This is a genomic window from Clostridium sp. (assembly GCF_016650095.1).
Taxonomy (GTDB): domain Bacteria; phylum Bacillota; class Clostridia; order Clostridiales; family Clostridiaceae; genus Clostridium_AD.
In genome coordinates this window covers 1-4,718 of record NZ_JAENWL010000297.1, presented here as the reverse complement: position 1 = coordinate 4,718, position 4,718 = coordinate 1, and the positions used below count along the sequence as shown (strand labels likewise).

General features: G+C 29.2%; 3 protein-coding genes. All 3 read left to right on the top strand.

What is annotated here, in order from left to right:
• The first annotated feature begins 256 nt into the window (after positions 1–256).
• The 3 genes from JJE11_RS14810 to JJE11_RS14805 all read left to right on the top strand — a co-directional run bounded on the left by JJE11_RS14810 (position 257) and on the right by JJE11_RS14805 (position 4,234).
• A complete protein-coding gene (locus JJE11_RS14810; RefSeq protein WP_291636968.1) occupies positions 257–2,143 on the top strand; it encodes a family 20 glycosylhydrolase in 1,887 nt (628 codons plus the stop codon).
• 377 nt (positions 2,144–2,520) lie between these two features.
• Positions 2,521–2,820, top strand: a complete 300-nt coding sequence (locus JJE11_RS17795) for an iron-sulfur cluster biosynthesis family protein (RefSeq protein WP_366927946.1) — start codon at positions 2,521–2,523, stop codon at positions 2,818–2,820.
• Positions 2,821–3,079: 259 nt separating this feature from the next.
• Entirely contained in the window at positions 3,080–4,234 is a 1,155-nt protein-coding gene (locus JJE11_RS14805) for a hypothetical protein (RefSeq protein WP_291636966.1), read from the top strand.
• The last annotated feature ends 484 nt before the right edge of the window (positions 4,235–4,718 follow it).

Sequence of the window (4,718 nt, the reverse complement as noted above, 5' to 3'; positions counted from 1 at the left end):
TACAAATTAGTGGAGGGAGCAAATTCATTTACGCTAGACAGCTATTTATATACTATAGGATTTTCAATTTTGTGTAGCATTATTTTTATAGTAGTTACTATTTTTAACATGAACAAAGTTGAGGTAATTTAATACCTACTTTAACTACCAAGACAGTTTAAATGTTATTGAGTTTTGGAGACATCTTAGATGTCTTTTTAACTATAATATGTTAAACTAATATAAATATAAAAGATAAAAAAGGAGGCGAAACAAAATGATTACTAAAGATCTTCTAATTGTTCCAAGGCCTAAACAAATTGTACATAATGCTGGTGCTTTTACTTTATCATATGGAGCTTTTATACATATTGAGGAAGAGGATAAGGAACAGCTATATACAACAAGTAAGCAACTAAAAAAAGCAATTTATAATTACACTTCTATTCGACTTAATATTTTAACAGGAAAAAATAATGATTTATCGAATGGAATAACAATAATAAAAAATTATAAACTTTTAAATGAAGAGTACATACTTGAAATAAAGGAAGATGGTATTTTTATCTATTATGGATCTATGTCAGGAGCCTATTATGGTACTATAACTTTAAAGCAAATTATAAATCAATATAAACGCTATATACCATGCATGATAATAAATGATAAACCTGATTTCAAAGTAAGAGGTGTATTACTTGATATAAGCAGAAACAAAATTCCTAAGATGCAAACATTACTTAATTTAATTGATATTTTAAGTGATCTTAAAATAAATCAGATACAATTATATATTGAAGGTTTCGCTTTTGCCTATCAATCAATGCCTGATTTATGGAAACATGAAAATCCAATAACAGGCGAAGAAATTTTAGAAGTTAATAAGTATTGCAAAGATAGATTCATTGAATTAGTACCTAATCAAAACAGCTTTGGACATATGGAAAGTTGGCTCGATAAAAATGATTTTAACCACTTGGCTGAATTGCCAAAAGGTTATTTGAATTTATATGGGAATCATACTAAAGCGGGCACCCTTGATCCACAAGACCCAATGTCTATTCAATTAGTAGACAAAATATATAGCGACCTATTACCTTATTATACGTCAGACCTTTTTAATGTGGGGTGTGATGAACCCTTTGAACTCGGTAAAGGAAAAAGTAAAGAATTGGGAGAGAAAATTGGGATTGGAAATATATATTTTAATTATATAATGAAGATCTATGGCTTAACAAAAAAATATAATAAAAAAATGATGCTTTGGGGAGATATTATAACTCAGTACCCTGAAATAATTCCTCAGCTACCAAAAGATATAATTGCATTAGAATGGGGATATGAAAAATATCATCCATTTGCAAAAAATTGTAAAAGTTATTCTGATAATAACGTTCCTTTTTATGTATGTCCAGGTACAAGTAGTTGGAACTCTATTTCGGGTCGAACAGATAACATGAAAGAAAGCTTGTTAAATGCAGCGACGAATGGAAAATTATATAATGCTGAAGGATTTCTAATAACTGATTGGGGGGATAATGGCCATTGGCAATATCTTCCTTTCAGTTATCCAGGTTTCATATATGGCGCTGCATTGAGTTGGGATGTAGAGAAAAATAAAGACGTTGACATAGCTTCATATATTGATAAATTTATTTTACTTGATAATAATAATATAAGTGGTAAATTTATTATGGCTCTAGGAAACTATTACAATATAGAAACAGAGTATTTATCTAATAAAACAAATATATTCTCAATTCTATTTTCAGATAATGATGATTATAAATGGGTTGATAAGATAGATATCGAAATTTTATATGAAATAAAAAAATATGTTAATGAATTAATAAAAGATGTTAAGTTTTCTGATATTAAGTGTAATGATTCAGAGCTTTTGTATAAAGAATTTAAAAGTGCAGCCCAATTAATAAAAATCAGTTCAGATATAGGAATTGTAAAAAAACATATAAAAGGAAAATCTGAAAAAAAAGAATATGAAGATATAATTATTAGTACTATTGATCAGATGAGAGTGTTGATTAAAGATTATAAGGAAATATGGTTAGAGAGGAATAGAATAGGAGGACTTGAAAAGAGTGTACGTAGACTTGAAAATACATTAAGTTATTATGAAACATTGCTAAGCATAGATGTACGGTGAAGGACTGGATATAAATATTTAGATGATTAAATTTAGAGTAAGCATCAGTGGCTGGAGAAGTAGCTATTGGTGCTTATATTGCTGTTCTAGCCATATAAGATAGTATAACTATTCATTTTCGTGTATTAGACTTAAAAATAGAGCATTTAGTTTCAAAATAAAAAAATATTTGTTGTGGCGCCATATTAACGGCAATACTCTAACTGTCCCAAGGCTAATTATTGAATTAGCAAGTAAATTTAGTATTGACATTAATAGTAAGAAAGATTAAAATATAAATAACATATACCTAGTAGGGGTATAAAACACTAAATGAGATAAATATGATAAAATAGGAACTTGTAAATGACTAATATGCAATGGGAGGTAAAAATAAAATGATAAAAATATCTGAGATAGCAGCAGAGAAACTTAAAGAGAATATTTTACAACAGAATAACCCTGAAACTATTATGCTTAGAATTTCATTTGGAGGATCTGGCTGAGGAGGCCCAAGACTACAATTAACTCTGGATGAGTTAAAGAATCAAAATGATACTGTTATAGAATCACAGGGAATTACAGTTGTATATAATTCTAATTTGGAAGAACAAGTACGTAATACTGTTGTTGACTATGCAAACAGCTGGTTCGAACGAGGCTTTGTTATTAGAGGAGGAGTAACTTCTTCCTGCTAGTATTTAATCAAAAGACCCATCTAGGGGTATGGCTGCGATTCGTGTAAATCGTTGCCATACCCCTATATAAATTTGTACATTTTATGTGCTTTAGAGATTTTATCATAAAAACTGCCATACAGCTTAAAGGATATTAAGCTTAGTTGTAGAATAATGGTAATATTGCGAACTATCTTATATATTATATTGAGTTGAAACAAAACTGTTTAGACAATGTTCTTTTGAGGGAGAAAAATGTATTAACTTAGGGGGAATCAACATGAAAGATATGATTATACCAAACTTTTGGGATATGCATTTAGCTTATAAAGAAAAGCTTTTAACAAACCAAAACTTTTTAAATGATGATGAATTATTAAAAATTGAAGCAGAAAAAACTAAAGATATTCGTGTAAAACTTGGGCTTCATGGTATTGTAGGTGATCTCCAGTATGTTCTTATAAATACAGAACTTGATACACAAGAAGATGCCTTAAATGACTTTTTAAGGTATACTGGCCATGATTTATATGCTGCAATGGAAAATCAGCATGAAAAAATATTCGTATTAAAGAATACATCTATAAGCTCTGCAGACTTTTTAATAAAAGCTAGAAAAAAGGGCGAAAATCCTTATTTAGACTTTAATATTCATCCAAGCACAAAGCATTTACCAAACACAAGGCTAGAAGCTTTTGTATTTAAATGTAGTAATATTAAGAAATATTATGAAATTCAAAAATCTAGAGGAGTTAATTTCTTAACTGATTGTATAATTGAAACAGATAATTATTACTATATTCAAACTATCCCTTCTAGTTTCACCGGATTTTCCTATGGGTTAATAGAATGGAAAAACGAGGAAGGAAATTACTTAGATAAAAGTTTTACTTCTTTGAACTTAGATATTAAAAAACCTTCTGATAGCTATGTTAATAATATAAAGGTTCTTGACCATGCAGCAACAAGAATATTGGCAAAGGATAGGGATGCAGCAATACTTGAGCTTATGGAATTAACTAATTATAATTTTGATTTTGCAATATATGTGAAATCTATGAATTCTATTACATCGGTTGCAAGAGTTGTAGATGGACATTTTGCCATGGTATTCACCTCTGGAATTAAGCCTTATGTGTCTGGTGAAGAATCAGGCCCTACTGAAAAATTTGTTTATAATTACGGTTCAAGAGTGCATCATCTTGCTTTCCATACGGAACATATTGAATATACTTTTGAAATGCTAAAGGAAAAGAAAATGGCCTTTTTAATAGACTTAATAGGATCCCCAGAGGAAGGTTTAAAACAAACATTTAGCTATCCATCAAAAAATACATTTTTAGTAAATGAATACATATACAGATACAATGGATTTGATGGATTCTTTACAAAAGAAAATGTAGCGGATTTAACTGGTGCAACTTCAAAGCAGTAGTTCTTTTAGCTTTGATTTTTTATTAGTACAAATACTAGAAAGTGGGTTGCTTTGCATCCTACAAGGGTAACTGTGACTTGGCGTAAAGTATAATATGTGTATCATCAATATCTAAGGGGCTATTTTGGAATAGAAAGAAATTTCTAGATTAAAATAGTTCCTTTTCTTTCTAAATATAAGCTTATGTTGTAGGAAATTGTTGATAATATGATAATTATTAAAAAAAATGTGTAAAATAAAAAAAAGTTTGTAAATATCGAAAAAATGAGTGGGAATATTCGCAATTTTGTGGTAATATAATAAAATAAAATCACGTAGTAAATTAACACACACAAAAGGATGAGGGGGAATTTATATGAAAAGAAATGCAAAGGTTACAGAACTAGATGGAATGCCACCTTTGGGAGAATCAATACCTTTAGGTATACAACATGTGTTAGCTATGTTTGCAGGAAACATTACACCTATCATAATTGTTGCAGGT

Bases quoted from the DNA above. Each gene is read 5' to 3' on its own strand.
- JJE11_RS14810 (WP_291636968.1), top strand. From the start codon at position 257: ATGATTACTAAAGATCTTCTAATTGTTCCAAGGCCTAAACAAATTGTA.
- JJE11_RS14805 (WP_291636966.1), top strand. From the start codon at position 3,080: ATGAAAGATATGATTATACCAAACTTTTGGGATATGCATTTAGCTTAT.